We start from the raw sequence: 4,985 nt of genomic DNA on the forward strand, positions 1-4,985 counted from the left end.
CTTTTAATAGAACCTGTTCAACTTCCGAGTTGATTTTAGGTAAAGCTCCCGATACTTGAAGACTCATTTTCGAGATAAATAGGGTATAAGGAAGGTCCGGAGGGGGACGATTTCGCTTTCCGCGGGCATCGGGTGAGCTTCCTAGAGCCGCAAAAAGCCAGGAGGTATCGTGTAAGATGATTATTATGAAAGGTAATTATCTACAGTTAATTTTTTCAAAATTTAAAATTATATTTCAATTTTTTTTCATAAATCGTTATAATAGATATATAAGACTAAAGGGAGGCAATACGATATGGACACTTTTCAACGTCCCTGGCATGAACATTATCCACCAGAAGTACCTACCACTTTGGAATATGACGAAAAGCCGCTGCATGATTATTTGGAAGCAAGTGCACAGGCATACGGTGAAAAGAAAGCGCTTTATTTTATGGGTAAGGAGCTTACCTATGAACAGATTTATAAGGAATCCCGGTTACTTGCCAGCTATTTACAAGAGAAAGGTTTAAATAAAGGGGATCGAGTATCTATAATGCTTCCTAACTGCCCGCAGTCTGTGATTGCATATTATGCTATCCTAATGGCAGGAGGGATTGTGGTCCAAACCAACCCCTTATACATGGAGAGAGAGCTTGAGTATCAGATGAAAGATTCTGGAACCAAAATGATTATCTGCCTGGATATTCTTTATCCAAAAGCAGCCAATGTTAAGCCGAACACTCCGCTTGAACATATTATTGTTACCGGAATTAAAGATTATTTACCATTTCCAAAAAACAGGCTGTATCCATTTGTACAGAAGAGACAATATCAGGTATTAGTAAAGCCGGAACAATCGAGTGATACTCATATTTGGAAGAATATATTAAAAACAGCAAGCGGAAATGTAACACCTGTTAAGGTAGATCCTAAAGAAGATTTAGCTCTTCTCCAATACACTGGTGGAACTACTGGTTTTCCAAAAGGAGTTATGCTGACTCATTATAATCTCGTAGTAAATACGCAAATGGCTAAAAGGTGGTTGTACAAATGTGAAGAAGGTAAGGAAGTGGTTCTCGCCATTCTCCCATTCTTCCATGTGTACGGAATGACATCCGTTATGAACCTTTCCGTTATGATGGGAAATAAAATGGTTTTAATGCCTAAATTCGACGCAGAAGAAGTTTTAAAGGTGATTGAAAAGCAGCGGCCAACTTTATTTCCAGGAGCCCCTACGATCTATATTGCCCTTTTAAATCATCCAAATCTGGAGAAATATGATTTGTCTTCAATTGAGGCCTGTATCAGCGGCTCAGCACCTCTTCCTGTAGAAGTTCAGGAAAATTTTGAAAGAATAACGAATGGCAAACTTGTAGAAGGGTATGGGTTAACTGAGACTTCTCCCACCACTCATTCCAATTTAATATGGGGGCGCCGTGTCAGTGGAAGCGTAGGAATACCTTGGCCTGATACAGATGCTAAGATTTACCGGATGGATGCCGATGAAGAAGCAGATGTCGGAGAAATTGGTGAAATTGTAGTCAAAGGCCCCCAAGTGATGAAAGGCTATTGGAACAAGCCTGAGGAGACAGCACAAGTTCTCAGTGAAGATGGGTGGTTCCGTACAGGAGACATGGGACGTATGGATGAAGAAGGTTACTTTTATGTAGTAGACCGTAAAAAAGATATGATTATTGCTGGGGGGTATAATATTTACCCGCGTGAAGTGGAAGAAGTATTATATGAACATTCAGAAATTCAGGAAGCAGTTATTGTTGGTGTTCCAGATCCTTATCGTGGTGAAACCGTCAAAGCATTTATCGTGAAAAAGCTGGGAAGCGAAATAACAGAAGAAGAGTTAGACGAGTATTGCCGTAAGAATATAGCCTCCTACAAAGTGCCCCGCATCTATGAATTCCGTGAAGAACTTCCAAAAACGGCAGTAGGTAAAATTCTAAGACGTACGTTGGTGGAAGAAGAAAAGAGAAAACTAGAGGGTACAGAAAGTATTAAATAAAATTTAAAAGAGTGTTAAATGAAAGTTGACAGATATTTTTCTGGATAGTAGTATAATAGATGAATGACCATTCATTCATTTTCAACAAAGATAGGCAGGAGATTGTAGTGAAAAAGAATAAACCTAAATACAAACAAATTATTGATGCAGCGGTAGAAGTCATTGCTGAAAATGGATACCACTCTTCGCAAGTTTCAAAAATCGCTAAGAAAGCGGGAGTGGCGGATGGTACAATTTATCTTTATTTCAAAAACAAGGAAGATATACTTGTTTCGCTATTCCAGGAGAAAATGGGGCAATTCATAGAGAGAATTCAGGAGGAAACCACTTCTAGACAATCAGCTGAGGAAAAACTTCTTAAATTGATTGAAACTCATTTTGAGCAGCTCGCTGCAGATCATCATTTAGCGATAGTAACTCAGTTAGAGCTGCGTCAATCCAATTCAGAACTCAGACAAAAAATCAATGAAGTTTTAAAAGGGTATTTAAATGTCATTGATCAGATTGTTCAAGAAGGGGTAGAGGAAGGGCTGTTTCGTGATAACCTGGATCGCCGTCTTGTCCGCCAAATGATTTTTGGAACCATGGATGAGACGGTAACGAACTGGGTTATGAAAGAACAGCGCTATAACATAGTAGACCAGGCAAGAGAAGTCCATAGTTTATTTATCCATGGGTTAGCCCATTCCAAGAATTAAAGGAGGGAATTTGGTTGTCAACTCTTACATTACAAGTGAAAGAACAAGTAGCAGAAATTACAATACAGAGTCCACCAGCGAATGCTCTGTCCAGTACTATCCTTCAGGATTTGTCAGAAGAAATGGACCGGATAGAACAAGATTCGTCGATTAAAGCCATTTTACTTAAAGGAGAAGGAAAGTTTTTTTCAGCAGGAGCTGATATTAAAGAATTTACCTCCTTACAAGGAGCCTCTGATTATGAGGGACTGTCAAGTAAAGGGCAGGAACTGTTTAACAGAATAGAAAACTTTCATATCCCGGTTGTAGCGGCTATCCATGGAGCAGCGCTAGGCGGAGGTCTGGAGCTTGCTATGGCATGTCATATCCGTTATGTGGCAGATGACGCAAAGATTGGTCTGCCGGAAATTAACCTGGGGATTGTACCAGGGTTTGCCGGAACTCAACGACTGCCAAGATATGTTGGTGCTCCTAAAGCATATGAGATGATATTAACGGGCGTCCCAATATCGGGAAGTGAAGCTGCTTCAGTCGGTTTGGCAAATCAAAGTTTTCCGGGGGAAGAGGTTTTTGAACAAGCTGAAAAGCTGGCTCGTACGATTGCTTCTAAAAGCGGACCGGCGATTAACCAGGTAATGAACTTGATCCCCTATGCTCATACGTCCACGTTTAGTGAAGGCGTAAACGCGGAAGCTTCAGCATTTGGAGAAGTTTTTGGCAATGAGGATGCCAAGGAAGGCATTCAGGCTTTTATAGAAAAAAGAAAACCGGAATTTAAAGATAAATAGTCCAGGAGGTTATGTAAATGAACATTTTTGTCTTACTTAAAAGAACCTTTGATACAGAAGAAAAGATAACGGTAGCTAATGGAAAGATTGAGGATGATAGCGCAGAATATATTATCAACCCTTATGATGAATACGCAGTGGAAGAAGCAATTAAGATTCGTGATGAACATGGAGGAGAGGTCACTGTAGTGACAATTGGTGAAGAGGATGCAGAGAAACAATTGCGGACAGCATTAGCCATGGGAGCTGATCAGGCCGTTCTCATTAATACAGAAGACGATTTAGAGGAAGGAGATCAGTTTACTACGGTGAAAATCCTGGAAGCTTTCTTCTCTGATCGTGATGTAGATCTTATCCTTGGAGGAAACGTAGCTATTGATGAGGCAAGCGGACAAGTAGGACCTCGATTGGCCGAAAGACTTGATATGCCTTGTGTTACGACCATTACAAATATAGAAATTGACGGAACAACTGTAACGATTGACCGAGATGTCGAGGGAGATGTAGAGAAAGTAGAAACCTCGCTTCCGCTGCTTGTAACGTGCCAGCAAGGTTTGAATGAGCCACGCTATCCATCCTTACCGGGCATTATGAAAGCGAAGAAAAAGCCATTAGAAGAGCTTGAATTAGATGATTTAGATTTAGAGGAAGACGATGTGGAGCCTAAAACGAAGACTACTGAAATTTTCCTTCCACCTGAAAAGCAAGCAGGTAAAGTTCTGGAAGGTGAAACTGCTGATCAGGTTAAAGAATTAGTATCATTGCTTAAAACCGAAGCTAAAGTACTGTAAATAGAGGACTGGGAAAGGAGAATCTTTATGAGTAAAAAAGTTTTAGTAATTGGGGAAGCTAGAGAAGGATCCCTGCGTAATGTAACTTTTGAAGCGATTGCAGCAGGAAATATAGTTAGTGATGGCGGAGAAGTAGTAGGGGTGCTTTGTGGTGCAGGAGATTTGAATTCAATGGCACAAGAAATGGTGTACTACGGAGCATCGCGAGTAATTACCGTTGCAAACGAAGAATTGAAAACGTATACATCTGATGGGTACGGACAGGCGATTTATCAAGTGATTAAAGACGAATCACCTGAAGGTATTATAATGGGACACACCGCTATTGGTAAAGATGTAACCCCGAAACTAGCAAGCAGATTAGAATCAGGACTAGTTTCAGACGCCACCGAAGTAGTTGTAGAGGATGGAAATATTGTATTCACACGCCCAATTTATTCAGGTAAGGCATTTGAGAAGAAGGAAGTTACAGATGGTCTTGTATTCGCGACCATTCGTCCTAATAATATTCCTGCCTTAACACGTGATGATTCTCTTGCCGGAGAAGTCACAGAAAAAGAGGTTGAGATATCAAACATCCGTACCATCATTAAAGATGTTATCAAGAAATCTTCTGAGGGTGTGGACTTATCGGAAGCTAAAGTTATTGTGGCCGGGGGTCGTGGCGTTAAGAGTTCAGAAGGGTTTGAACCCTTACAAGAGCTGGCAG

The 4,985-nt window shown here is 40.6% G+C and carries 5 protein-coding genes; all 5 read left to right on the plus strand.

Annotated elements, in window-relative coordinates; all coding sequences use genetic code 11:
* The first annotated feature begins 295 nt into the window (after window positions 1-295).
* The gene (locus tag WAM07_RS18025; protein WP_422168773.1) at window positions 296-1,999 is read left to right on the plus strand and encodes a long-chain-fatty-acid--CoA ligase; all 1,704 of its coding nucleotides are present in this window, start codon (window positions 296-298) and stop codon (window positions 1,997-1,999) included.
* A 107-nt stretch (window positions 2,000-2,106) separates the two neighbouring features.
* Window positions 2,107-2,697 carry a TetR/AcrR family transcriptional regulator gene (locus tag WAM07_RS18030; protein ID WP_422168774.1) on the plus strand — a complete coding sequence of 197 codons (591 nt, stop codon included), beginning with the start codon at window positions 2,107-2,109 and terminating at the stop codon, window positions 2,695-2,697.
* 14 nt (window positions 2,698-2,711) lie between these two features.
* Window positions 2,712-3,485, plus strand: a complete 774-nt coding sequence (locus WAM07_RS18035; protein ID WP_422168775.1) for an enoyl-CoA hydratase — start codon at window positions 2,712-2,714, stop codon at window positions 3,483-3,485.
* A gap of 17 nt (window positions 3,486-3,502) precedes the next feature.
* Complete coding sequence (locus WAM07_RS18040; RefSeq protein WP_422168776.1) at window positions 3,503-4,276, plus strand: electron transfer flavoprotein subunit beta/FixA family protein; 774 nt, start codon at window positions 3,503-3,505, stop codon at window positions 4,274-4,276.
* Window positions 4,277-4,303: 27 nt separating this feature from the next.
* On the plus strand, window positions 4,304-4,985 hold a 682-nt coding region (locus WAM07_RS18045; protein ID WP_422168777.1), incomplete at its 3' end, for an electron transfer flavoprotein subunit alpha/FixB family protein.

Origin of the sequence: Halobacillus sp. (assembly GCF_049282395.1) — a bacterium.
Classification (GTDB): domain Bacteria; phylum Bacillota; class Bacilli; order Bacillales; family Halobacillaceae; genus Halobacillus.